This is a genomic window from Novosphingobium acidiphilum DSM 19966, from assembly GCF_000429005.1.
Taxonomy (GTDB): domain Bacteria; phylum Pseudomonadota; class Alphaproteobacteria; order Sphingomonadales; family Sphingomonadaceae; genus Novosphingobium; species Novosphingobium acidiphilum.
The window spans coordinates 15,637-38,523 of record NZ_AUBA01000003.1 but is presented as its reverse complement, the minus strand read 5'-3'; the positions used below and the strand labels follow the sequence as shown (position 1 = coordinate 38,523).

The following is a 22,887-nucleotide window of genomic DNA, read 5'->3' as shown; positions in this document are numbered from 1 at the left end:
CCGGCACCCCCCGATGCCGACGCCGCGATCCTCAACAGCAAGGCCCCATGCGCCCCACGGGCTTTACGCCCCGCGCGCGGTCGGCTGCTGTTGAGTCACGCAATGGATGTTGCCGCCGCCCAGCAGAATGTCGCGGGATGGCAGCATGACAATCTCATGCGTGGGAAACAGACCTGTCAGGATCGCCTCGGCCGCCGCATCGGTCGGCACACCAAAGGCGGGCGCGATCACCGCGCCGTTGACGATCAGGAAATTGACATAGCTCGCCGCCAGCCGATCGCCCGCGGTGGCGGACAGGCGGGGATTGGTGCGATCAAGCCCGCCCGCCTCTTCGGCGGTAAGGAACATCGGGGTCGGCATCGGCATGCGTTCGACGCGGATCGGGCGTCCTTGTGCATCGCAGGCGGCCAGCAACCGCGCCTCTGCCGCGCGCGAGACGGCGTAGTGCGGATCGGCCGGGTCATCGCACCAGGCCAGCAGCACCACGCCGGGCGCGACAAAGCATGCCAGATTGTCGACATGGCCACCAGTAATGTCATCGGGCACGCCATCGGCCAGCCAGATGACCCGGCTTGCCCCCAGGTAATCGCACAGGCAGGCCTCGGCATCGGCGCGGGTCAGCCCGGGATTGCGATTGGCATTAAGCAGGCAGGCCTCGGTGGTCAGGATCGTGCCCTGGCCATCGACGTGGATTGCGCCGCCTTCGGTCACCAGCGGCGCGCGAAAATGCCGCGCACGTTCCAGATCGCACATCTTGGCCGCGACCGCATCGTCGGCATCCCACGGGAAATACAGCCCGTCGGTCAGCCCGCCCCAGCCGTTGAACTGCCAGTCGATCGCGCCCAGCCGGCCGTGGTCGTCGATCACGAATGTCGCGCCAGTGTCGCGCAGCCAGGCATCGTTGGTGGTCATTTCCACCACGCGCACCGCCGGATCGAGCTGCCGCACGGCATTGCCCCATTGCCCGGCAGAGGCCAGCATTGTCACCGGTGCAAACCGGGCAATCGTGTTGGCCAGCCGCGCAAATGCGGCCTGCGCCGGCTTTGCCCCCAGCCGCCAGGTGTCGGGCCGTTCGGGCCACGCCATCCAGCACCCTGCCTGCGGTTCCCATTCGGCGGGCATGCGAAAGCCGGCTGCGCGCGGGGTCTCGCACGGCGCAATCAGGGTGTGGGCGGCCATGGTCATGCGCCTGCCACGTGGCGATGCACGCCATCAAGCGTCAGCAGCGGGCCGTACAATTCGGGCCGCCGGTCACGAAATGTGCCCCAGAACGCGCGGTGTTGCGCAATCGCGTCCAGATCGAACGCGGCGGTCAGCACGCCGGGTGCATCACGCCCGGCATCGCACAGCTTGTCGCCGGTCTGGTCGGCGATGAACGAGCGCCCGAAAAAGGTCATTTCGGAGCCTTCCTGCCCGGCTTCGGTCCCGATGCGGTTCGATGCCACCAGCGGCATGACATTGGCGCCGGCCTGCCCCTGCATCGTGCGCTGCCAATGGCCCGAACAATCAAGTTCGGGCAGGCTCGGCTCGGTGCCGATGGCGGTGGGAAACAGCAGCACTTCGGCCCCCATCAACGCCATCGCGCGATGCGTTTCGGGAAACCACTGGTCCCAGCAGATGCCCACGCCGATCACCGCATGCGCGGTGCGCCACACCCGGAACCCGGTGTCGCCGGGCGAGAAATAGAACTTTTCCGAATAGCCCGGCGAATCCGGAATATGCGATTTGCGATACGTGCCCAGCACCGCGCCATCGGCGTCGATCACCGCCACGGTGTTGAACACGTTCTGCCCGGCGCGTTCAAACACCGAAACCGGCAGCACCACGCCCAGTTCGCGCGCCACGCCCTGAAAATGGCGCACCGCCGGATTGTCCGCGACCGGGCGCGCCAGATCGAGAAAACGGCTCAGCCTGTCCTGACAGAAATAGGGCGTTTCAAACAGTTCGGGCAGCAGGATGATCTGCGCGCCTTGTGCCGCCGCCTGGCGCACCAGCGCGTCGGCCTGCGCGATATTGGCCGCGTGATCCCACGAACAGGCCATCTGCGTGGCCGCAAGCGTTACCGTGCGCATGACAAATCTCCCCCAAGGCGTGCCCGCATCAGCAGGGCATAGATCGCGCCGGCCACCAGCGGCCCGGCCAGGCACGACAAATCGGTGCCGCCAAAGCGTTCCGCGATCGGCCCGGTCCACAATTTGCTGACGATTGCCGCCAGCGCGGCGGTGGTGCCGGCCAGTTGCGCGACCACGCCTGCAACATTGATCCCGTGCCAGTACCAATACGGGCTGCCGGGCGTTTCATCGCCCAGCCCGGCACCGTCATAGCGATTGCGCCGCAGCACCAGATCGGTGGCATAGATTGCCATGCCCGGCCCCAGCACCGCCACCGACAGAGCCAGGAAATCCTGCAGCGCGGTCAGGAAATCGCTGACAAACAGCGCATAGACCGTGCCCGAAAACGCCAGCACGCCATCGGCCAGCACGGTCAGCGACCGCCGCAGCCTGACGCCTGCCGCCTGCAACGAAATGCCCGAACTGTAGGCGGTCATGATGTTGTTGGTGATCGAGCTCATCGCGATGAACGCCAGGAACACCGGCGTCAGCCATCCGGGCAACAGCGTGGTCAGCCCGGCTTGCGGATCGGCCATGTTCGCCGCCGTTGCCGCAAGCGCGCCCAGCAGACCCAGCAGGATCGCCGGCACGAACCCGCCCAGCGCGGTCCACAGCGCCACCGCGCGAATGCTCGATCGGGCCGGCAGATAGCGGGCGAAATCGGCCGATGATGTCCACGAAATCGGGTTCGAGGCGATCACCACCGACGCGGTAATGACCATGCCCAGACCCGCCATGCCGTGTAGCACATGCGCCGGATGCCACGCCCAGTCGACCCGTGGCAGGATCGCGGCGGCCAGCGCCGCCATGCACAGCGCCAGCACCGCAGTGAACGGCTGGGCGCAGCGCACCATCGTGGCATGGCCATAGATACTGACGGTCAAAGTCAGCGCGGCGGTGGCGAGCACCACGCCCAGCCGGACCGGCATCGCGGGATCAAGGCCCGCCCAGACCAGCAGCTGGCACGTGGCAAGCGATCCGACCGACAGGTTGATCGCGCCATAGCCGACGCACACGCCCCACCCCGACACCACGACATTGACCCGGTTGGCGCGCACCCCGAACAAGGCGCGCATTACCACATAGCTGGGCCGCCCCGACGCCGGGCCGCTGGCCGCGATCAGCCCGACGACAAACCACCACAGATTGCCCAGCACGATCGCAACGGCCGCCTGCGCCAAAGTCAGCCCCATGCCCGTCACCACCGCGCCCAGAACGACATAAAGATAGGTGACGTTGGACGAGGCCCACAGCATCAGCAGTTCGCGCGGGCGCCCGTGGCGTTCCGCATCGGGAATCCAGTCGATCCCGCGCACTTCGACCTGGCCGAAGGTATCGCCGCCGATCAGCGGCGTTTCGTCAGGCAGGGGATGCACGGCGCTGGCCATCGCAGACGGTTCGACCTTTGCAAAAACACTATTGACCGGGTGGACAACAAAACCGTTACTCATTATTGGTCACTTGATCAATTGTTTTCTGGCAGGACCCTTCCGACCATGGCGACCATGCTCAAGCCGGTGCGCAGGCGGCTGAAACCGGACGAACGCCGCGCCGCGATCCTGAGCGCTGCCGGCGATGTGCTGCTGCACGACGGTATCGGTGCCTTGACCTTGCGCCACCTGGCGCAGCGGCTGGGCGTGGCGCCCGGACTGGTGAACCACTATTTCCCCGAGATCGAGGCATTGGCTGCCGAAGCCTTTGCGATGATCGCCGAAGCCGAAGTCATCACGCTGTTCGCCGCCGCCACGGCCATGGCAACACCCGTGGCGCAAGTTGCCCGGCTGGTGGCCGACCTGCTCGATCCCCAGCGCCGCGCGGTCAGCCTGCTGTGGCTCGACGCGTGGCAGGCCAGCCGCAACCGCGCGCAATTGCGCGCGGCGGTGATCGTCGCGATGGACCTGTGGCAGGACCAGTTGTGCGCACTGATCGCGCGGGGCGGCTTTGCCGCGCCCGATCCGGCCGTATCGGCCACCCGCATCCTGGCGCTGATCGACGGGTTGAGCATCCAGGCGGTGATCGACGCGCCCGATGCCCCCGGCCATGCCGTTGCGCGCGGCATGGTGATCGAAGGTGTGCAACGCGAACTGGGCATCGTGCTCGATCTGGTCTAGACACGATCATGGCCAAAGCTGATCGTCTCGAACGCCTCGACACCCGCCGCATCGATCTTGAGGCGGATTACAAAGCCGCGCTGATCGAGGCGCTGAAAGTGACCGCGTCGGGCAAATGGGGCCTGTTCGATCACAAGCCCGACCGCCTTGCGCGCGCCGGGGCCGCCCCGGTCATCGCCCATCTGACCGAACTGGGCGATACGATCGACGCCGCGCGCGAAGCCTTGTTCATGGAGCCCTTTGCGCTCCACCACGAATTCCTTGCGGCGCGCGGCCCGGTCAGCGCGCAGGCGGTGGGCGAACCGAAGCAGGCTCAGGCCTGGCTGGCGCGCGCCGATCTGGCTGGCTTATGATCCAGGTACGACAAACCTGATTGCAAACCCGACCAATGCGACGGGCAACGGCACGATTGCGCAAATCCATTTAAGCCGCGTGCAGGCTGGTGCCAAAGTCAAAAAACCGGGCGATAGCCGGGGATAGCTGCCCGCCATGCGGAAATGGCACAGGTTCTCGGCCAGATCGAACAGCCATGACGGCAACGCCACCAGCGCAAGCCACGACCATGCCGATGGTGGCGGATAGGCGATCAGCAACAGCGACGCCAGGGCCAGCGCGGCTGTCGCGCCAGGAAACCAGAAATCCATGGTCAGGTAGAAACGGCGATAGGCCGCACGCCCGTCGGGACCCAGCGCGGCGAAAAATGCGCGTGCAATGGCCGGCGTATAGCCTGGAAAATACTCATCGAGCACTTTGTGCGGCAGATCGGCCGGTGTCTGCGCAAAGATCGGCGCCTTTGCGCGCGGAACCAGGTATCCAAACAGAACGCCGCTGCACAGGGCCAGGGCGGCGAACCCTGGCCAGGTTCCAAGCAGGCCAACCGCGCCCGCCATGATGCGATCAAGGCCGCTGGTCATGCGGGTTGGTCCAGCATGTCGGCGATGGCGGCAACGGCCATGTCTCCCGGATCAACCGCGGCCAGGCCCTCGCCCCGAGCGACCGCATGCATCAGCAGGCCCGAACCGAGCAGCTGCGCCATGCACGCTTGCGCGATGGCGTGCGCGCGGGCCAGCGCCGGGGGATCGTGGTCACACGCGTCGGACAGCACCAGCCCGATGATATGCTGCTGCCACGCCATCAGCGGCATCGCCACGAGACGGGCCACATCGGCATCGCGTCGGGCGCGCACCATGATTTCGTTCAGGACGACGAATGTTGCCGGCGATGTCTGCATCAAAGCGATGCTCGATTGCATGTGCCGTGACAGCTTGGCCCGGGGCGTGCCGGGGGCCTCGATGGCAACCGCAACCGATCTGAATTGTGCAGTGAACTGTTCGACCACCGCTTTGACCAGCGCCACCTTGGACGGAAAATGGTGCACCAGCGTCGCGTTATTGATCCCGACATCGCGGGCCACATCGCCCAGGCGAAATCCTTCAAATCCGACCGCATAAAGGCGGTCGATCGCCGCCGAGACAATCTGCGCCTTGCGATCGGTTCCGGACAGTCGCGTGGTCATCGGGTCAGGCCGGCTTTGCGATCATCAGCCACAGGATCAGCAGCCAGATCAGCGGACTGGCCAGAGCCAGCCACAGCGCGCCCGGTTCGCGAAGCACGATGAACACGCCGTCACCCGGCGCGGCGAGCAGGCGCTTTATCCATCGATTTTCCGGGATGGCGCCTCCAATCCCGGCAACCGAGATCAGCACCAACGAACCGGCAAGCCAAGTTTGCGCAAGGCCCGCGTTCAAGGCAAGCACGATGCCGATCGCAACGCCCGCGGTTACCGCGATCCCGCCGATCGTGAAAACGCCCGCATATGCGCGCAAAACCGTTCTGGCAGTTTCGGCATCGCGCACGCCTGCCAGAACGAAGCGCACGATCAGCCGCCCCATCGGCGAGGCGCCAAACGCCACCATCATCAATCCGATATGCGTCCAGACCAGAACCGTGTGCATGGCATGTCACCCGTGATCGCCGTGTGTCGCGTGCATCCTAGCATAGGTCCCGGATTAGTCAACCAACTGGTTGGTTGACTAATCCGGGGCAAAAACCCCGGAACCGGCCGGCGGTTCCGGGGGCCGGAAAAAACGCACATCACACCGCGATGCAGGCCAGCTTGATCTCCAGATAATCGTCGAGACCCAGGTGCGATCCTTCGCGCCCCAGGCCCGATTCCTTGACCCCGCCAAAGGGTGCGGCCTCGGTCGAAATCAGCCCGGTGTTGATCCCGACCATGCCGTATTCCAGCGATTCCATCAGGCGCCACTGGCGCGCGGCGTTGGCGGTGTAGACATAGCTGGCCAGGCCTGCGCGCGTGTCGTTGGCCAGATCGACGGCTTCGGCCTCGTTGGAAAATCGGATCAGGCCGGCCAGCGGTCCAAACGTTTCTTCGCGCACCAGCAGCGCGTCGGGACGCACATCGACCAGCACGGTCGGCTGATAGAACCGGTCGCCTGCCGCATGCGGCGCGCCGCCGGTCAGCACGCGCGCACCGTGCGCCACCGCATCGGCGACATGCGCCGCAACTTTGGCCACCGCGCGTCCGTCGATCAGCGGGCCCTGTTCGGTCGGACCGGCCAGGCCCGGCCCGACGCGATAGGCCGCCACCCGATCGGCCAGTTTTTGCGCGAACACGTCATAGACCGCGTCGTGGACATAAAGCCGGTTGGCGCAGACGCAGGTCTGCCCGGTGTTGCGGAATTTCGAAACCAGCGCGCCCTCGACCGCGGCATCGATATCGGCGTCTTCAAACACGATGAACGGCGCGTTGCCGCCCAGTTCCAGGCTGACGCGTTTGACCGTGCCGGCGCATTGCGCGGCCAGCAGCTTGCCCACCGGGGTTGACCCGGTAAAGGTGAATTTGGCGACGCGCGGATCGCCGGTCAAAACGCCGCCGATGCCCTTGGCCTCGCCCGTGATGACGCTGAACACGCCTGCGGGCACGCCCGCCTCTTGCGCCAGCACCGCCAGCGCCAGCGCCGAAAACGGTGTCAGCTCGGACGGTTTTACCACGAACGTGCACCCCACGGCCAACGCGGGACCGGCCTTGCGCGTGATCATCGCCAGCGGGAAATTCCACGGCGTGATCGCACCGACCACGCCCACCGGCTGCCGCGTCACGACCAGCCGGCGGTCGGCCATATGCGGGGTCAGCACTTCGCCGCGGACCCGGCGCGCCTCTTCGGCAAACCATTCAAGGAACGCCGCCGCATAGGCGACTTCGCCTTTGGCCTCGGCCAGCGGCTTGCCCTGTTCGGCGGTCATGATCAGCGCCAGATCGTCGGCATGGGCATGCATCAGATCGGACCAGCGGCGCAGCACCGCGCCGCGCTCTTTGCCGGTCTTTGCCTTCCACGCGGCAAACGCATTCCTGGCCGCGCCCACCGCCTCGTCCGTTTCGGCCGCGCCGAAATCGGGCACATGGCCGATCACTTCGCCGGTGGCGGGATTGTCGACCGCGATCGTGCGGTCACCCGTGCGCCAGGCCCCGGCAACAAACGCGGCTTCGCGCCACAGATCGGGGCGCGCAAGATCGGGGCGGGATTTCACCAGCGTGGCAGGGGCGTTCATGCATCGACCTTTCCGGAGACTTTGGCGAGCGAGGCTTCGACGATGTCGAGCCCTTCGTCAATCAGGTCATCCGATGCGGTCAACGGCACCAGGATGCGGATCGTTTCGCCCTTGGTTCCGCACGACAGCAGGATCAGCCCGGCTTCGAGCGCGGCCCCGGTCACCGCCCTGGCAGCGGCGCCATCGGTTTCGCCCGCGGCATTGGTGACATCAAAGCCGATCATCGCGCCCAGTCCGCGCAGATTGGCCACCGGCAGCCCGGCCGCGGCAAAAGCGTTGATCCGGCGGCGCAGACGTTCGCCGATCGCGGTGGCGCGGTCGAGCAGGCCTTCTTCCTCGATCACGTCGAGCACCGCGAGCGCCGCCGCGCATCCGATCGGTGATCCGCCATACGTCCCGCCAAGCCCGCCCGGATCGAGCGCATCCATCAGTTGCGCCCGGCCGATCAGGCCAGACAGCGGAAAGCCGCCAGCCAACGACTTGGCAACGCAGACCAGATCGGGCTCTACCCCGCTGTGTTCGATGCCGAACAGTTTGCCGGTGCGCGCAAACCCGGCCTGGACTTCATCGGCGATCAGCAGAAAGCCATGGCTGTCGGCCAATGCGCGCAGGGCTTCCAGGAATTCGGTGGGCGCGACATGGAACCCGCCTTCGCCCTGCACCGGCTCGATAATCACCGCGGCCACGCGTTCGGGCTCGACATCGGCGGCAAACAGGTACTGGATCGCGGCCAGGCTTTTTTCCACGGTGTTGCCGTCGATTCCGGTGGGGAACGGGGCGTGGTACACTTCGGGCGGCATCGGCCCGACCTTGCGCTTGTAGGGGGTGACTTTGCCGGTCATCGCGCTGGCCAGCAGCGTGCGGCCATGGAACGCACCGGTGAACGCGATCACCGCCGAACGGCCGGTGGCGGCACGCGCGATCTTGACCGCGTTTTCGGTCGCTTCGGCGCCGGTGGTCAGCAGGATCGTCTTGGCCTCACCCGAAAACGGCGCGCGCGCATTCAGCTTTTCAGCCAGCTCGATATAGCTTTCATAAGGCGCCACCTGAAACGCGGTATGCGTAAACCGGCCCAGCTGGTCTTCGACCGCGGCGATTACGCGCGGGTGCCGATGGCCGGTGTTGAGCACCGCGATCCCGCCGGCAAAATCGACATAGCGCCGTCCTTCGACATCCCACAGTTCGGCATTGTCGGCCCGCGCGGCATAGACCGCGGTGGACGAGGCAAGGCCGCGCGGAACGGCGCGGTCACGGCGGGCGGCAAGCGAGGCGTTGTCGGTCATGCGCAAAAACTCCGAGAGGCGAACCGGCGACACCATGACACCACCCCCTTGCGCCGATAAGCCGACAAATGGTAGCAATCTGGTGACCAGGAGTTACCATGTCGGACCGTCCGCACTTGCCCCCCTTTGCCGCCTTGCGCGCGTTCGAGGCGTTTGGCCGCCACGGCAAAGTGCGCCGCACGGCGGTGGCATTGGGGGTCAGCCACGCCATCATCAGCCGGCATCTGTCGGCGCTGGAGGACTGGCTTGGCACGATGCTGGTCGATCGGGTGCATGGCGGGCTGACGCCGGCGGGCGCGGATTACCACGCGCTGATCGGCCCCGCGTTCGATCAGTTGTGCAGCGCGACCGAGCGCATTCGCGGCGATGCCGGGGCGCGGCTGCACGTCTGGTCGATGCCGGGGCTGGCCTATCACTGGCTAACCAGCCGCTTGCCCGATTTCGGGCGGCGTCATCCCGGGCTTGCGGTCACGCTGCGCCCGTCCGACGCCGCGCCCGATCTGGCCCGGCACGAGGCTGATGCCGATCTGCGCTGGTGGCGCGATACCGATTATGCGGCCAGCGAACACACCGGCATCGTCCGCATGCCGATGATCCGTCCGCGCGTGTTTCCGGTGGCGCGGCCCGATGCACCGTGGCTGACCGATCGGGCGATCGGCCGACCCGCCGATCTGTTGACCCTGCCGCTGCTGCACGAAGATGACGATATCGAATGGCGGGTGTGGTTCGCCGCGCACGATCTGGGCGCGGCCAGCCTGCCACCGCCGGTGGCCCGGTTGTGGCAGGCGCACATGACCCTGGTGGCCGCACGCGAAGGGCAGGGCGTTGCGCTGACCAATGCGTTTCTGGCCGGAGAAGACCTGGCCGCCGGGCGCGTGGTCGAACTTGGTGCCGGCAACGCGGCGTTTCGCGCGGTGTCGCTGGGCGCCTATTACCTGACCACGCCGCGCGACAGCGGCCAGACCCGCCCGATGCGCCAGTTTGCCGCCTGGTTGCGCGATATGGTGGCCGAAGCGCCGGGCACTTGGCAGGCCGATCGGTAGTGGTGCACAAAAAACACCACTGGCGTGTCCATTGCCACTTTTGATTGTTGCCTTTTCGCCGCATCAGGCGGTGTCTGCAGCACAACCGATAATGAGGCATCCATGGCCACGCTTGCCAAGCTTGATATCCGAAGCCCCGAAGAGCTGATTTCTGCCGCCGGCGACGTCGACCTGTCGCATTTCTGGATGCCGTTCACCAACAACCGCCATTTCAAGGCCAATCCGCGGCTGTTCGCCTCGGCCCGGGACATGCATTATGTCACCACTGATGGTCTGCGCCTGCTCGATGCGACGGCCGGGCTGTGGTGTGTCAACGCAGGCCATGGCCGCGCACCGATTGTGGCCGCGATTGCCGAGGCGGCGCAAACGCTCGATTTCGCGCCGACATTCCAGTTGGGGCACCCCACCGCGTTTCAGGCCGCCAGCGCGGTGGCCAAGCTTATGCCCGAGGGGCTGGACCGGATCTTCTTTACCGATTCGGGCGGCGAAAGCGCCGACACCGCGCTGAAAATCGCGCTCGCCTATCACCATGCGCGCGGAGAGGGCACGCGGTTCCGCCTGATCGGACGCCAGCGCGGGTACCACGGCACCAATTTCGGCGGCATGTCGGTTGGCGGGATCGGCGGCAACCGCAGGCGCCATGTCAGCCAGGTGTGGGGGGTGGATCACCTGGCGCATACGCATGGCGATGCAGTGCGGTTCCAGCGCGGCATGCAGCCGTCGAACGGCAATCTGGCCGACGAACTGGAAGAACTGGTCGCGCTGCACGGGCCCGAAACGATCGCGGCGGTCATCATCGAGCCGGTGGCGGGTTCAACCGGCGTGCTGGTGCCGCCGCAGGGCTATCTGCAACGGCTGCGCGATATCACCCGCAAATACGGCATTCTTTTGATTTTTGACGAAGTGATCACCGGCTTCGGGCGGCTGGGCACGGCGACCGCGGCCGAATATTTCGGCGTAACCCCCGATATCATCACGCTGGCCAAAGGGCTGACCAACGGCGCGGTGCCGATGGGCGCGGTGGCGGTGGATCGGGCGGTGTATGACGCGGTGGTGGATTCGTCGCCTGCGGGGATCGAATTCTTCCACGGCTATACCTATTCGGGCCATCCGCTGGCCGCGGCAGCGGCATTGGCGACGATGACACTGTACGAGGACGAAGGCGTGTTTGCCCATGCCGCCGGGCTTGCCAGGACATGGGAAGACGCCGCCCATGGCCTGCGCGATGCGCCGCACGTGATCGACATCCGCAATCTGGGTCTGGTCGCCGGGATCGAACTGGCCCCGCGCGACGGCGCGCCCGGCGCGCGCGCAATGGACGTATTTCATCGCGCCTTCGACGCAGGGCTGTTGATCCGCGTCACCGGGGACATTATCGCGCTGTCACCCCCGCTGATCGTGTCACAGGCCCAGATCCACCAGATATTCGACACATTGGCGCAGGTCCTGCACCAGACCGCCTGAGGAACCCATTGATGACCATTGTTGAGCATTATTTCGCCGGCTCTGCGCGTGCCCGCACGCCCGACGGCGATCGCCTGTCGCCGGTGTACAACCCGTCAACCGGCGAAGTGGCGCGCCAGGTGCGGCTGGCCAGCGTCGGCGATGTCGCCGCCGCGGTTGCCGCCGCCAAAGAGGCGCAACCGGCATGGGCAGCGATGAACCCGCAACGGCGCGCACGCGTGCTGTTCAAGTTCAAGGACCTGATCGAACAGCATATCGACAGCCTGGCCGAACTGCTGTCGAGCGAACACGGCAAGACGGTGCCCGACGCCAGGGGCGATATCCAGCGCGGGCTCGACGTGGTCGAATTCTGCTGCGCCGTGCCGCATCTGCAAAAAGGTGAATACACCCACGGCGCCGGTCCGGGCATCGATGTCTATTCGTTGCGCGCGCCGCTGGGCGTGTGCGTCGGGATTACCCCGTTCAATTTTCCGGCCATGATCCCGCTGTGGATGCTGGCCCCCGCGCTGGCCACGGGCAACGCCTTCATCCTGAAACCTTCGGAACGCGATCCCAGCGTGCCGGTGCGGCTGGCCGAACTGCTGGCCGAGGCGGGGCTGCCCGACGGGGTGTTCCAGGTCGTGCACGGCGACAAGGTTTCGGTCGATGCGTTGCTTGACCATCCCGATGTCAAGGCGGTCAGCTTTGTCGGATCGTCCGACATCGCCCAGGCGGTCTATGCGCGCGGCACGGCCAATGGCAAACGGATCCAGGCGATGGGCGGGGCCAAGAACCACGGCATCGTGCTGCCCGACGCCGATTTCGACCAGGCGGTCGAGGATATCCTGGGCGCGGCGTATGGATCGGCGGGCGAACGCTGCATGGCGCTGCCGGTGGTCGTGCCGGTGGGCGAAGCCACCGCCGAAGAACTGCGCCGTCGCCTGGTGGCCGGCATCGCCAAGCTGCGCGTCGGCGTGTCGAACGACCGCGACGCCGATTTCGGCCCGGTGGTCAGCGCCCAGCACAAGGCCAAGATCCTGTCGTACATCGACGCCGGGGTCGAAGAGGGCGCCGAACTGGTGGTCGATGGCCGCAACTTCACGCTGCAGGGCCACGAAAACGGCTTTTTCGTAGGCCCCACGCTGTTTGACCGGGTCAAGCCCAAGATGCGCTCGTACCAGGACGAGATCTTTGGCCCCGTGCTGCAGATCGTGCGCGCCGCCGCGCTGGACGAAGCGATCGCGCTGGCCAGCCAGCACCAGTACGGCAATGGCGTGGCGCTGTTCACGCGCGATGGCGGTGCTGCCCGACGTTTTGTCGAAACGGTCGAAGTGGGCATGGTCGGGATCAACGTGCCGATCCCCGTACCGGTCGCCTATCACAGCTTTGGCGGGTGGAAACGCAGCGCCTTTGGCGATCACAACCAGTACGGCACCGAAAGCATCCGCTTTTTCACCAAGACCAAAGTCGTCACCCAGCGCTGGCCCGATGCAGGCGGCGCCGTCGCCTCGGGCAGCGCGTTCGTCATTCCGACGATGGCCTGAACAAAACGGGGGGCGCCGTTCGCAGCACACGGCGCCCCTTGTTTCAGCCCAGCAGCACTTCGGCGATCTGCACCGCGTTGAGCGCGGCGCCTTTGCGCAGATTGTCGCCCACCACGAACAGCGCCAGCCCGTGTTCGACCGTGGGATCAGGCCGAACGCGGCCGACGAACACCGGGTCCTGCCCGGTGGCCTCGATCGGGTTGGGCACATCGCTGATTACCACCCCGGGCGCCTGGGCCAGCAGCTCCAACGCGCGCGCCGGGCTGATGGGCCGCGCGAATTCGGCGTTGATCGACAGCGAATGCCCGGTGAACACCGGCACGCGCACGCACGTGCCCGATACCGGCAGGTCGGCAAGGCCCAGGATCTTGCGCGTTTCATCGCGCAGCTTCAGCTCTTCCTCGGTATAGCCATCCTCGGCCAGCACATAGTTCAGCGGCACGACATTGTGCGCGATCGGTACCGCCCACTTTTCGGCCGCCGGCAGATGCCCGTGCCCGCCGGTCGCCAGATCGCGTGCCCGGCCGCCGACGTGATCGATCTGCCGTGCCAGCACATCGATCCCGGCAAGCCCGCCGCCCGACACCGCCTGATAGGTTGACACCACCAGCCGCGTCAGCCCCGCTTCGTCATGCAGCGGACGCAGCACCGGCATGGCCGCCATCGTCGTGCAGTTGGGATTGGCAATGATCCCCAGCGGCAGATCGGCAAGCGCCTGCGGGTTCACCTCGGCGACCACCAGCGGCACGCGCGGGTCCGACCGCCAGGCCGAACTGTTGTCGATCACGATCGCGCCCGCCGCCGCGGCCTTTGGCGCAAGCGCGCGCGAGGTCGATCCGCCGGCGGAAAACAGCACCAGGTCCAGGCCTGCGAAATCGGCCGTTTCGGCGTCCTCGACGGTCACGCCATCGATCTCCCGCCCGGCCGATCGCGCCGAGGCAAACAGGCGCAGGCTGGCCATCGGAAAATCGCGCTCGGCCAGGATCTCGCGGATCATCGTGCCGACCAGTCCGGTCGCGCCGACAATGCCGACATGCAGCCGTTGGGCGGGGGCAAATCTGGAAACCATGCGGTGTTCTCCTGTCTGTTGCAGGGATCAGCGCGGGGTCATGTGTCTGTTGGTAAACCCCGCTGCATCCGTTGCGGGGTTGGTGTTCGGTCGGGCTGCGGTCAGATCACGCATGCCCCCGACACCAACCGCGCATGGGCGGCGGGTTTCGGGGTGATGGTAATGATCGGCTTGACGAACATACGCGTGCCCATAGGGGCAAACGTGGCGGGACGCAATCGGGCTTATTCGCCCGCGCGCTGGCGCAAAAAGGTGCGCAGGCGGGCGATTGCTGGGCTGCTCCAGCGATCGGCGCGCGCGACGAACCAGTAACTGCCGATCGCCACGGTCTGCGTGCCCGGCACCGCAACCGCGACCAGCGCGCCACTGGCCAGATCGCGTTCGACCAGAAACCGGTTGGCCAGCGCCAGCCCGCGCCCCTGGCGCGCCGCGGCCACCGCCAGATGTGCATGCCACAACAGCGGCCCGCCCAGCATGTGCCCGGTCGGCGTCACGCCATTGTGCGCCAGCCAGGCGCGCCACTGTTCGTGGTGTTCCTCGTGCAGCAATGGCGCCGACAGCAGATCGGCAGCGCATGTCAGATCAAGCGAGGCGGCCAGTTGCGGGCTGGCGACGATCATCAAGGGCGGACGCGCCAGCTCGAGTGTCTGCAGCCCCGGGCCGCCCGGACGCGGCGGCCAGTCATCGCCATAGAACCGGATATCGGCATCGGCCTGGAACTGGGCAAGATTGGCACAGGCATCGGTGGGGCGCAGTTCCACGGCAAAGCCCGGATCGCTGCGTTCGAAATCGGCCAATTGGTCCGACAGCCATTGCGTGGCCAGACCGGGCACCGCCCACAGCCGCACCGCATCGCTTGTGCCCGTTGCCATCGCATCGCGCGTGGCCGCGGCCAGATCGTGGATCGCGGCAGAAACCCGTGCATGATACGCGCGCCCGGCTTCGGTCAGGGCCACCCGTCCACCACCGCGATCGACCAGCGGCACACCCAGCCAGTCTTCCAGCGCGCGCACATGGCGGCTGACCACCGTATGATCGAGCCCCAGTTCCTGGCCGGCGCGACGTATCCCGCCGACCCGGCCAAGCACTTCAAACGCGCGCAGTGCGGCAAAGGGCGGCAGGCCCAGCGCGGTCACCCCGGCCCCCGGCACCTTGCCGCCAGGCGCTTATTTCAGCGTTGCAAGATAGGCGACCAGGTTCGCGCGCTGGGTGTCGTTGGTCACCGCGATCACCATGCGCGTGCCCGGCACAAGCTTGCCCGGTGCCTTCAGAAACGTGTTCAGCGTTGCCGGGTCCCAGGTCAGCTTGGACGCCTTGAGCGCGGCCGAATAGGAAAACTGGGTGGATGCCGCCTTGCGACCGACCACCCCGTACAGATTGGGAGCGGCCACGCCGACGGCACCGGGCTTGTAGGCGTGGCATGCGGTGCACTGGGTAAACACGGCCTTGCCCGCGGTGGCGTCCTGCGCACTGGCGGCAACGGGCGCCAGCAGGGCGATGGCGGCAAAAGCGTACATCTTCATGAGACAAGGACTCCGTGTCGGTGGGTTTAAAGCAGCGTTAGATACGTATCATACTCGAAGCGATCGATATGCGCGATGAACGCTGCACGATCCTGGCGCTTGCACGCAACAACAATGGCGCGCAGCCGTTGCCCGAAGATCTGCGCGACCGTGTCCGATCCGGCAAAGCGGTCGATGGCTGCACCCCATTCCACCGGCAGGCGGACGCCGGTGCCGGGATCGAGCGGGCTTTGCGGGGGCGGCGGCATCTGCCCCGCCTCGATCCCCTGCAACATCGCGCCGAGCATGGCGCCCATCGCCAGATAGGCATTGGCATCGGCGCCCGAAATACGGTGTTCGATCCGCGTCGCTTGGCCGCCCACCCCCAGCTTTGCGCCATCGATCACGCGGATCGCGGCAGACCGGTCATCGTGCCCCCACCCGGCCGACACCGGCGCATGCGCGTCGGGGCGGAACCGGCGGAACGAATTGGCGTTGGGGGCAAAGGCCAGCATGGTGTCGGGCATGGCCGCAACCAGCCCTGCCACCGCATGGAACAGCAGCGGCGCGGGCGCGCCTGTGGCCGGATCGGCCATCACATTGGTGCCACAGGCATCGTTCACGCTGGCATGAATATGCATGCCGCTGCCCGAAGCGTCGCCATAAGGTTTGGCCATGAACGTTGCGCCAAACCCGTGTTTTTGGGCCAGGCCGCGCACGATCCGCCGCATCAGCATGGCGTCGTCGGCCATCGCCAGCGCATCGGCGCGGTGCAGGATGTTCAGCTCGAACTGGCCCGGGCCCGCCTCGCTGATCACGCCGTCGGCGGCGATACCGATCGCCCGGGCGGCCTGCAGGATCGCGTCGATCAGCGGCTGGTGCGCGGCCAGCGCGCTGGTCGACAAAGTATCGTTGCGCCGCCAGCTGGCTGCCCCTGCGCCATCGGGCGGCACCGGCACCCCGTCGATCAGGCGATAGAGATAGAACTCCAGTTCGACCGCAACCACCGGGGTCAGGCCGCGCGCGGCATAACGCGCCACGATCGCGGCAAGCGCCGCGCGCGGATCGGCCTCGGCCGCATCGCCCGCGTTGTTGCGCATTGTCAGGAATGCCTGCGCCACCCGCCCATCGAGCCACGGGATTGCAGCAAAGCGCCCGGCGACGGGATAGCCTGTGCCATCGGGATCGCCGGTGCCGAAGGCAAGCCCCGCCTCCATCACGTCGCAGCCCCAGGCGTCCTGCGCAAACACCGACAGCGGGATCGGCAGCCCCTTGGCATCGAGCGCCAGCGCCTTGTCGCGCGCCAGCCATTTGCCTTTCGCCGCACCCGCAATGTCGAAAACAAAGGCTTCGACGCCATCGATTTCGGGATGCGCGGCCAGAAATGCCGTCAGCGAGGCCTGCTGTTCATGGGACATGTGTGATCACATATGCCATGCCCCCCGGGCTGTCCAGACAGGCGCGGCGCGGATCAGGGCCGGGGAAATGTCGCGTGCAGCCACGTCAGCACCGCCGCTGCCAGCGCCGTGCGATGATCGTTGAAGCTGTGGTCGGTGGTCATGTGAATGACCTGGGCGGGCCGGGCACCGCCCGCCGCGGCGGCGGCGGCCGTGCCGGTGGCCGCAAGGCCGTCGTCCGACGTGATCACCAGCACCGGGCGTGGCGCGATTTGCGCGGCGCGCGCCGACCATTGCCAATCGGAAACATGGGTCTGCGCCTCGGCCACCAGCGCAGCCAGAGGCGCATTGGTATAGCTGGCATCGTCGGAAAATTCCGCCCTTGCGGCCGGGTTGGCATTGGCAGCCAGCGTCGCCTGCACCATGTCCGCCGCCGAAATCAGCACATACCCCGACACCTGCCGGTCATCGCCCAGCATGACCGTGGCAAACCCGCCCATGCTGTGCCCCAGCACGACAATCCTTTGCGGATCGACGCCGTGCGCCACACCCTCGGGCGAACGCAGCCACGCCAGCGCGGCATGGGCATCTTCGACCACATGGCCATAGCTGAACTGGCCCGGCGCACCCCACACCCCGCGATAATGGATCGCGAGCACGTTCCAGCCATCGCGCTGCAACACCCGCGCCAGATCGAGATTGAGTTCGGTACCCGGAAAGCCGTGGAGCAGCAGGATCGTGGGATGCGCGCCGGCACCCGCCGCCACGAACAGCCGTGCCGGGATCATAAGGCCTGCAGAAGGATACCGGATCTGCACCAGCTGGGCAGGATGCGCGGCGTCGCGTGGCGCATCGGTACCGATCGCGCGCAAACCGGTGCTGTCCTGGGCAAACGCAGGACCTGCCGCCAGCATCAAGCCGGCGGCAAGCAGAGTGGACAAACTGTTGGCGCGCATCGCTGATTCTCCCCCGTCAAGGACGGGCAGAGTATCAGCCCTTTGGCGCGACCACCACCACGACAAAGCTGCCCGGCTTGGCCTGCGGGCGCTGCCCCGCGGCGGCGGGCAGGTACGATGCTGCGGGCAGATAGATCCTGCCCGTGCGCGGATCGAGCGCGCCGGTGCGCGCGCCGACCTGGGTTGGAATGGTGGCGACCACGGCATAGTGCGCCGGATCGGCGGTCGAAATTGCGGTCAGATTGCCATCGCGGCCAGCCGGCACAAACACCAGATTGCGCGTCGGATCGGCGATGACGGCATCGGGGCCCTTGCCCACGGGCAGGGTCTGCACCAGCTTGCCACTGGCGGCATCGACAACGGTCGCAACTCCGTTGGCGCAGGCCGACATCACCCGCGTGCCACCCGACTGCATGGCCAGGCCGGTCGGCCCGTCACAGCCGGTCAGGGGAATGGTCCGCATCAGCGTGCCCGCCACCAGATCGACTTCAGCCAGGGCATTGGATTCTTCCAGATTGATGAACGCATGGCCCTTGCCATCGCTGTCGCCGGCTTCAAGCCCGCCCGCCACAGTGATCGTGCGGACAATCGCGTGGGTTGCCGGATCGATCAGCACCACGGCGTTGCTGCCGGGGTTCATCACCACGATCAGGCCGGTCGTGGCATCCTGATAGGCGTAATCGGGCTTTTTGCCGGTGGCGACTTGCGCGATCTGCGCGCCGGTCGCGGCATCGAGGAACCGCGTCGTGCCGCTGGTGCCATCGGTTTCGACCAGGGTTGCGCCCTTGTCGATCGGCAGGACTTCGTGCGACCGTTGCGCCGGGGCAAGGTGGTCGGTCACTTTGCCGGTGGCCAGATCGACCGCCATCACCGCATCGGCGCGCGCGACGTACAATTGCCCGCGCACCGGATCGACCGAGGCATAATCCCAGCTGCCATCGGCGCCGGGAATACGCGCAACCACGCTGTAATCGGCAGGAGCGGCCCGAGCCGGCCCCGCCAGACCGGCAGCGGCAAGAGCGACAAGCGATATCAGACGAATACGCATGCAAATGTCCTTGGGCAACGGGTTGGAATCTGGGTCAGTGGCTAATGCCCGCAGGACGCTTCGTCAAAGCGTCTGACGGGCATGTCACAATGTGCGGCAACAGTCGCGCCGCTGCCCCGGCTGCGGTATGGCGGCACCATGACCGACCCCCGCTTTGACACGATTGCCGCGCTGATCACCCGGTTTGGCGCACAGCGTTATGGCGAGGACGTGACCCAGATCGACCACGTCCTGCAATGCGGCCGGTTGGCGATCGAAGCGGGCGAGGACGATGCGGTGATCGTGGCGGCGCTGCTGCACGATATCGGCCAGTTCATCGATGATGCGGGCGCCATGGCCGAAACCGTAGCGCACGACGCGCAGCACGAGGCGCTTGGCGCGCAATTCCTGTCGCGCTGGTTCGGGCCCGAGGTGACCGAGCCGGTACGGCTGCATGTCGCAGCCAAACGCTATCTCTGCGCCACCGTGCCCGGCTATGCCGAGGCACTGTCGGGCGCATCAAAGCTGAGCCTGACGTTGCAGGGCGGGGCAATGGCGGCGCCGGAAATCGCCGATTTCGCGGCGAACCCCTGGTTTGAACAGGCCGTCCGCCTGCGCCATTACGACGATGCCGGCAAACGCGTGGGCTGGATCGTGCCAGATCTGGCCAGCCACCACGACCGCATCGTGGGCGCGATGCGTCAGGCCGGCTGAAGCCGGTAACGCGGGCCAGACGCGATCTGCGCGATCAGCAGTCCGGCGGCGACCACCCCGAATATCCCGGCAATCACGAACGCCGGATTGTAGCTGCCGAATTCCTGCCGCACGAGCCCTGCGCCAAACGCGGCGGTGGCCGCGCCAAGCTGGTGCCCGACATTGACCCAGCCGAACACCACCGGCGCCTCGCGCGCGCCAAAGGTGCGCGTGGCCAGCGCCACCGTCGGCGGCACCGTGGCAATCCAGTCGAGCCCGTAGAACACCGCAAACACCGCCAGGCTGGCCGTACCGAAATTGCAGAACGGCAGCACGATCAGAGAAATTCCGCGCAACCCGTAATAGGCCACCAGCAGGCGACGCGGATCATACCGGTCGGTCAGCCAGCCCGACGCCGTCGTGCCCACCAGATCGAACAGCCCCATCGTCGACAACAATCCGGCCGCTGCCACCGGTGCAATGCCGTGGTCGCCACAAAACGCGATCAGATGCGTGCCAACCAGGCCATTGGTGGTCAGCCCGCAGACGAAAAACGTGCCGAACAGCATCCAGAACATCGGCACGCGCACGGCACGGCCCAACGCCGAAAACGCAAAGGCCAGCGCATCACGCGCCGCCACGGGCGCGGGTGCCGCCGGTGCATGATCCTCGCCAAAGCGGCGCGCACCGACATCGCCGGGGTGTTCGGGCACCAGCCACAGCACCAGCGGCACCAGCACCAGACACACCGCACCGACCAGGCGCACCACCGGCAACCAGGCGCCGGTACTGGTCAGCCAGGCCAGCACCGGCAGAAAGATCAGCGATCCGGTTGCCGTACTGGCCGACAGCACCCCCATCGCCAGCCCCTGCCGTTTGGCAAACCAGCGCGCGACGACCGCAGCACCCAGCACACTGGCCACCGCACCGCTGCCCAGCCCCGACAGCACGCCCCAGGTCAGCAGATAATGCCAGCTTTGGCTCATGAACTGGCTGGCCAGCGTGGCCAGGCCCATCAGCAACAGCCCGCTGGCCATCGTGCGCCGGATGCCGAACGACATCATCAACGCCGCGGCAAACGGACCGACCAGGCCATAAAGCACGATGCCCACCGCCGATGTTGCCGAAATCGTCGCCCGGTCCCAGCCGAAATGCAGCGAAAGCGGCACCATCAGCACCGACGGCGCCGACCGCACACCCGCAGAAACCAGCAGGGCAAAGAACGTGACCGCCAGGACTGCGATCGCGCGCTGGCGCAGAAATGTCAACCGGGCAAACTCCTTCGACGGGCGCTCAGGCGGCAAAGTCGCGCCGCCTTGTACACTTGCGATCCCCAAACACGGCCCGCGCCTAGACCAAAAACCCCGATTTGCGAAGGCCGTGATACCCACCTTCGTTGGATCGTCGCAGCCCGGCCATTGACGCCCCGGGACGCGCCGAATACCCCGACACGGCTTATGCACAAACCCCTGGCAACCCGCCCGGCCAAGGCCTGGCACCCGGCGCTTGGCGACATCGGCGCCGGCGGCGGCACCCTGCTGGCGCTGGTGGCGGTCGCCGGCGCGCTGGTGGTGCGCGGCGGGGTCTATTTCAGCCAGTGGGTGCCCGATGTGTTCATCCCGCTGGAAGGCGTGCTGCATATCCGCGCGGGCCAATGGCCGCACCGCGATTTCGTCACCCCGGTGGGCAGCCTGTGGTACCTGATCCATGCGCTGCTGGCGCAGATCGTGCCGCTGTCGGCGCGCCTGCTGGTCGGGGCCAATCTGCTGGTCGCGCTGGTTGCAGGCGGCGCGGCGCTGATCGTGTGTGTTGGCAAAATGCCGCGCGCGCTCGCCATGCTGTGCGCATTCCATGCGGGAATGGTCGCGCTGTCGCCGCGTCAGATTGGCGAAGGCATCTCGCATATATCCAACAACGCCAGTTACAACCGCCATTGCTGGGCGTTGATCGGCGTAATCGCGCTGGCAGCACTGCTGCCCGCGCCCGGGCGCCGCCGCGCAGCGATCGATGGTGCGGTTGCCGGGCTGCTGATCGCGGCGTGTTTCTATATCAAGATCACCTATGCAGCAGCGGGCATCGGCTTTCTGGGGCTGGCGCTGATCACCGCGCGCGGGTTTGCGGGCTGGCGCTTTGCCGGGGTGGCCGGCGCGGTCGCGGGGGTGGTGATCGCGGTGGCGGGCCTGGTGACCGGCGATCTGCCCGGATACCTGGCCGATATGCGCACGGCGGTCAGCGTACTGCCCGACAGCAGCCGCCTGTTTGAAAGTTCGCTGCTGCTGATCCATGCGCTGCCCAGCCTGATGCTGGTCGTGCTGGTGGCGGTGGTGGCAGGGGCACGGCCCGACCGCGCGACCACCCTTGCCAGTCCAGGGTTGTGGGCAGGATTGCTGACGGCGCTCGCGGGGATCGTGATCGGCATCCAGAACCATCCGGAACCGGAAAATCCGCTGCTGCCGCTGGCGCTGCTGATTGCGTGGATCGCAACCCGTGCGCGATCGGACGGACCATGGCGGTTTGGCGCCCGGCCTGGCCTGTTTGCCATCGGCGCGGCGCTGGTGCTGTCGCTGTCGGTCGACCTGCTGGCGGTGGGCTGGACGATGGTTGCGCCAATCGATACCGGCGCATCGACGCGCTGGATGGCGCAAACGCAGATCACCGATCTGCGTATCGGCAGCGGCTTTACCGGACCCGACCTGCCGCTTCGCGCCGAAATCCCGCAAAGCGATGCGCAGATCCTGACGCGCTGGGACGAAGCGATGGCAATGCTGCGCCCGCATCTGGGCACGCGCCACGATGCGATCGTGCTGCCGTTCATCTGGGACAACCCCTTTCCGATGATGCTGGGCCTGCCGCCGGTGCGGCACGAAGTGGCTTGGTGGGACGTCACCCGCACGTTCAACGACAGGCGCAAACCCGATCCGCGTCTGTTGCTTGGGCCTGTGGATTTCGTGCTGGTATCGCGCGATTATGCCAACCCGAGGACGGGCGAGGCGATGTGGGATGCCTATGGCTCTACAGTAACGCGTGATTTCCGCGTGGTCGACCATGCCCCCCATTGGGACCTGTGGGCGCGCAAGGACTGCGCCATCCGCCGGTTTTGCTGATGGCCGATGCATAACGCCAAATTTACGACAAGGC

22 protein-coding genes are annotated in these 22,887 nt (G+C 66.6%); 7 read left to right on the top strand and 15 right to left on the bottom strand.

All coding sequences use genetic code 11. The annotated features are described in order from the left end of the window. Positions 1–63 precede the first annotated feature (63 nt). From aguA to G404_RS0102930, 3 genes are read right to left on the bottom strand one after another with little or no spacing between them, the layout of a single operon-like run. On the bottom strand, positions 64–1,179 hold the full coding sequence (aguA, locus tag G404_RS0102940) for an agmatine deiminase (RefSeq protein ID WP_036520184.1): 1,116 nt from the start codon (positions 1,177–1,179) through the stop codon (positions 64–66). Positions 1,180–1,181: 2 nt separating this feature from the next. Next, on the bottom strand, positions 1,182–2,072 hold the full coding sequence (aguB, locus tag G404_RS0102935; RefSeq protein WP_028639763.1) for an N-carbamoylputrescine amidase: 891 nt from the start codon (positions 2,070–2,072) through the stop codon (positions 1,182–1,184). Beyond that, on the bottom strand, positions 2,060–3,499 hold the full coding sequence (locus G404_RS0102930; RefSeq protein WP_028639762.1) for a purine-cytosine permease family protein: 1,440 nt from the start codon (positions 3,497–3,499) through the stop codon (positions 2,060–2,062). The genes aguB and G404_RS0102930 overlap by 13 nt, the downstream gene beginning before the upstream one ends. A gap of 108 nt (positions 3,500–3,607) precedes the next feature. On the opposite strand from G404_RS0102930, the gene G404_RS20280 reads away from it, so the two are divergent. Both G404_RS20280 and G404_RS0102920 read left to right on the top strand, forming a co-directional pair. After that, on the top strand, positions 3,608–4,222 hold the full coding sequence (locus tag G404_RS20280) for a TetR/AcrR family transcriptional regulator (protein WP_051280078.1): 615 nt from the start codon (positions 3,608–3,610) through the stop codon (positions 4,220–4,222). Positions 4,223–4,230: 8 nt separating this feature from the next. Further along, complete coding sequence (locus G404_RS0102920; RefSeq protein WP_028639761.1) at positions 4,231–4,575, top strand: hypothetical protein; 345 nt, start codon at positions 4,231–4,233, stop codon at positions 4,573–4,575. Here G404_RS0102920 and G404_RS0102915 read toward each other — a convergent pair. The 5 genes from G404_RS0102915 to gabT all read right to left on the bottom strand — a co-directional run bounded on the left by G404_RS0102915 (position 4,570) and on the right by gabT (position 9,075). Next, complete coding sequence (locus G404_RS0102915; protein WP_028639760.1) at positions 4,570–5,136, bottom strand: hypothetical protein; 567 nt, start codon at positions 5,134–5,136, stop codon at positions 4,570–4,572. The two genes, G404_RS0102920 and G404_RS0102915, sit on opposite strands and share 6 nt — an antisense overlap. Continuing rightward, positions 5,133–5,738 (bottom strand): TetR/AcrR family transcriptional regulator, encoded by a 606-nt coding sequence (locus G404_RS19730; RefSeq protein ID WP_051280076.1) that lies wholly within the window; start codon positions 5,736–5,738, stop codon positions 5,133–5,135. The genes G404_RS0102915 and G404_RS19730 overlap by 4 nt, the downstream gene beginning before the upstream one ends. 4 nt (positions 5,739–5,742) lie before the next feature. Next, positions 5,743–6,177: a hypothetical protein gene (locus G404_RS0102905; RefSeq protein WP_028639759.1), complete on the bottom strand. Its 435-nt coding sequence runs from the start codon at positions 6,175–6,177 to the stop codon at positions 5,743–5,745. 139 nt (positions 6,178–6,316) lie between these two features. Beyond that, the gene (locus tag G404_RS0102900) at positions 6,317–7,792 is read right to left on the bottom strand and encodes an NAD-dependent succinate-semialdehyde dehydrogenase (protein ID WP_036520181.1); all 1,476 of its coding nucleotides are present in this window, start codon (positions 7,790–7,792) and stop codon (positions 6,317–6,319) included. Further along, positions 7,789–9,075 carry a 4-aminobutyrate--2-oxoglutarate transaminase gene (gene gabT, locus G404_RS0102895; RefSeq protein ID WP_028639757.1) on the bottom strand — a complete coding sequence of 429 codons (1,287 nt, stop codon included), beginning with the start codon at positions 9,073–9,075 and terminating at the stop codon, positions 7,789–7,791. Before gabT ends, G404_RS0102900 begins: the two co-directional genes overlap by 4 nt. Positions 9,076–9,173: 98 nt before the next feature. On the opposite strand from gabT, the gene G404_RS17845 reads away from it, so the two are divergent. From G404_RS17845 to G404_RS0102880, 3 genes are all read left to right on the top strand, one after another. After that, complete coding sequence (locus tag G404_RS17845) at positions 9,174–10,118, top strand: LysR substrate-binding domain-containing protein (RefSeq protein WP_051280074.1); 945 nt, start codon at positions 9,174–9,176, stop codon at positions 10,116–10,118. A gap of 102 nt (positions 10,119–10,220) precedes the next feature. Next, positions 10,221–11,582 (top strand): omega-aminotransferase AptA, encoded by a 1,362-nt coding sequence (gene aptA, locus G404_RS0102885; RefSeq protein ID WP_051280072.1) that lies wholly within the window; start codon positions 10,221–10,223, stop codon positions 11,580–11,582. A gap of 11 nt (positions 11,583–11,593) precedes the next feature. Beyond that, positions 11,594–13,105 (top strand): CoA-acylating methylmalonate-semialdehyde dehydrogenase, encoded by a 1,512-nt coding sequence (locus tag G404_RS0102880; RefSeq protein WP_028639755.1) that lies wholly within the window; start codon positions 11,594–11,596, stop codon positions 13,103–13,105. Between the two features lie 43 nt (positions 13,106–13,148). On the opposite strand, the gene G404_RS0102875 is transcribed toward G404_RS0102880, so the two are convergent. The 6 genes from G404_RS0102875 to G404_RS0102845 form a co-directional block, all read right to left on the bottom strand. Then, a complete protein-coding gene (locus G404_RS0102875) occupies positions 13,149–14,174 on the bottom strand; it encodes an aspartate-semialdehyde dehydrogenase (protein ID WP_028639754.1) in 1,026 nt (341 codons plus the stop codon). 224 nt (positions 14,175–14,398) lie between these two features. Then, complete coding sequence (locus G404_RS0102865) at positions 14,399–15,325, bottom strand: LysR substrate-binding domain-containing protein (protein ID WP_028639753.1); 927 nt, start codon at positions 15,323–15,325, stop codon at positions 14,399–14,401. A 15-nt stretch (positions 15,326–15,340) separates the two neighbouring features. Continuing rightward, positions 15,341–15,697: a c-type cytochrome gene (locus G404_RS0102860; RefSeq protein WP_028639752.1), complete on the bottom strand. Its 357-nt coding sequence runs from the start codon at positions 15,695–15,697 to the stop codon at positions 15,341–15,343. A gap of 26 nt (positions 15,698–15,723) precedes the next feature. Beyond that, a complete protein-coding gene (locus tag G404_RS0102855) occupies positions 15,724–17,094 on the bottom strand; it encodes a glutamine synthetase family protein (RefSeq protein WP_028639751.1) in 1,371 nt (456 codons plus the stop codon). A gap of 53 nt (positions 17,095–17,147) precedes the next feature. Then, positions 17,148–18,029, bottom strand: coding sequence for an alpha/beta hydrolase family protein (locus G404_RS0102850; RefSeq protein WP_028639750.1), 882 nt, complete (start codon positions 18,027–18,029; stop codon positions 17,148–17,150). Positions 18,030–18,063: 34 nt separating this feature from the next. After that, complete coding sequence (locus G404_RS0102845) at positions 18,064–19,077, bottom strand: YncE family protein (RefSeq protein WP_028639749.1); 1,014 nt, start codon at positions 19,075–19,077, stop codon at positions 18,064–18,066. A gap of 138 nt (positions 19,078–19,215) precedes the next feature. Between G404_RS0102845 and G404_RS0102840 the strand changes: the two genes are divergently transcribed. Further along, positions 19,216–19,770 (top strand): HD domain-containing protein, encoded by a 555-nt coding sequence (locus G404_RS0102840; protein ID WP_028639748.1) that lies wholly within the window; start codon positions 19,216–19,218, stop codon positions 19,768–19,770. Here G404_RS0102840 and G404_RS17840 read toward each other — a convergent pair. After that, a complete protein-coding gene (locus tag G404_RS17840; RefSeq protein WP_036520179.1) occupies positions 19,758–21,017 on the bottom strand; it encodes an MFS transporter in 1,260 nt (419 codons plus the stop codon). The two genes, G404_RS0102840 and G404_RS17840, sit on opposite strands and share 13 nt — an antisense overlap. 189 nt (positions 21,018–21,206) lie before the next feature. Between G404_RS17840 and G404_RS0102830 the strand changes: the two genes are divergently transcribed. Further along, positions 21,207–22,853: a hypothetical protein gene (locus G404_RS0102830; RefSeq protein ID WP_028639747.1), complete on the top strand. Its 1,647-nt coding sequence runs from the start codon at positions 21,207–21,209 to the stop codon at positions 22,851–22,853. Positions 22,854–22,887 lie beyond the last annotated feature (34 nt).